Here is a 2079-nt window from a genome sequence, read left to right as displayed (position 1 = left end):
CACCTATTTCCCCGATCCCAAGGGGATGAACGATCAGCTCAAGTCGATGGGCATGCGCTCGATCATCAGCGTCTGGCCGCGTTTCGAGCGGGAATCGCGCTATTTCGACATGCTGTCTGCCAAGGGCTGGCTGCTCAAGGACAAGGACGGCCATGCGGTGGACGGTCTGCCCGTCCGCGCCGACCGTGCCGGGGCGCTGATCGACAGCACCAACCCGGAGGCCCGCACCTGGTTCTGGGGCAAGCTGCGCGACAACATCGCCAGCCAGGGCTTCGACTGGTTCTGGCTGGACGAGACCGAGCCTGATCTGGTGCCCGATGGCTCCTTCTATTCCATCGGTTCGGGCGACCGTTACCACAACCTCTTCCCGCTGCTGCACACTGAGGGCGTGGCCAAGGGATCGGCGCAGGACCGGCCCAATTTCCGCAATCTGATCCTGTCGCGGGCGGCCTATCTCGGCTCGCAGCGCACGGGCGGGCTGTTCTGGTCCTCCGATGTTCACGCTACATGGGAGGCGCTCAAGCGGCAGGTGCCTGCGGGGCTGAATGTCACCGCCTCGGGGCTGGCCTATTGGGGGAGCGACATTGGTGGCTGGCAATGGCCGAGCGGCCCCAAGGCCGAGCATCCCCTACTGGTCGATCCGGCAGGCGCCACGGCGATGCCGGCGGATTATGCCGACTATCCCGAACTCTTCGTGCGCTGGTTCGAATACAGCGTCTTCTCGCCCACCTTGCGCATCCATGGCCAGCGCCCCGGCACCGCCCTGTGGCAATATGGCAAGGCCGCCGAGCCCATTCTGGCCGACAATCTGCGCCTGCGCTATGCGCTGATCCCCTATCTCTATGCGCAGGGCCGCCAGACCTATGAGACGGGTGCCCCCTTTATGCGCGCGCTTTTCATGGATTTCCCCAAGGACCCCAAGGCGGCCACCGTGGGCGACCAGTATATGCTGGGCAACGCCTTCCTGGTGGCGCCGGTGACGGAGCAGGGGCAGACGAAGAAGTCGGTCTATCTGCCCGCCGGCACCGCCTGGTATGATTACTGGACCAACCGCCGCTATGAAGGCGGCCAGACCATCGAGGCCGATGCCCCCATTGAGCATATCCCGGTCTTCGTGCGCGCCGGTTCCATCGTGCCCATCGGCGTGCAGGTGGACAGCACCGCCAGCAAGCAGGCGCTGGAGAGCATCCGCGTCTATCCCGGCGCCAACGCCACCTTCACGCTCTATGACGACGATGGCACCACCAATGGCTATCGCGCCGGCAAGGATGGCCGCAAGGCCGAGCTGGTGTGGGACGATGCCAGCGGCAAACTGACCAGCCGCCAGCCTCTGCCCAGCGGGCAGGCGCTGCCCGGCCTCATCAAGATCATGGGCGGCCAGTAAGCCGCAACGCCAATTTTTCAGAGGATTTGACAATGACTGGAATCAATCGCCGCCAGCTCGGCAAGGGGCTTGGCGTTGCGGCGCTGGGCTCGGCGCTCGGTGGGCACCTCGATGCGGCGCAGGTCGGCACAGGCGGCGCGGCAGCGCCTGAGGGCGGGCTCGCCTTTCCGCAGGGCTTCCTCTGGGGCTGCGCCACGGCGGCCTATCAGATCGAGGGCGGCGTCAAGGAAGACGGGCGCGGGCAGACCAACTGGGATGTGTTCTCGCACACGCCGGGCAAGACCAGCGACGGGGGCACGGGCGATGTCGCCTGCGACAGCTATCATCGTTATGCCGAGGATATCGAACTGCTCAAAGCGCTGGGGGTCAAGGGCTATCGCTTCTCGATCGCCTGGTCGCGCATCTTCCCCAATGGGCGCGGCAAGCCCAACGTGAAGGGGCTCGATTACTACAACCGCCTGATCGACGGCCTGCTGGCCGCGGGCATCGAGCCGCATGTCACGCTGTTCCACTGGGACCTGCCGACCGGTCTTGCCGGGGGCTGGCAATCGCGTGACACGTCTTACGCCTTTGCCGATTACGCCGGTTACATGGCGGGCAAGATCACCGACCGCGTCAAGCATCTGATGACGGTCAACGAACTGCGCTGCTTCACCGACCTGTCCTATATGACCGGCGGCAAGGCGCCCGGCCTC

General features: G+C 65.2%; 2 protein-coding genes. Both read left to right on the top strand.

The window, feature by feature from the left end; genetic code table 11:
* On the top strand, positions 1 to 1384 hold a 1384-nt coding region (locus SR3_RS30180; protein WP_157099220.1), incomplete at its 5' end, for a glycoside hydrolase family 31 protein.
* Between the two features lie 32 nt (positions 1385 to 1416).
* Positions 1417 to 2079: glycoside hydrolase family 1 protein (locus SR3_RS30175; protein WP_157099219.1), on the top strand; the 663-nt coding region annotated here is incomplete at its 3' end.

Source organism: Novosphingobium rosa NBRC 15208 (assembly GCF_001598555.1).
In the GTDB taxonomy this organism is placed as follows: domain Bacteria; phylum Pseudomonadota; class Alphaproteobacteria; order Sphingomonadales; family Sphingomonadaceae; genus Novosphingobium; species Novosphingobium rosa.
Note: the sequence above shows the minus strand (reverse complement) of the source record. Positions and strands in the feature narration are given on the sequence as shown.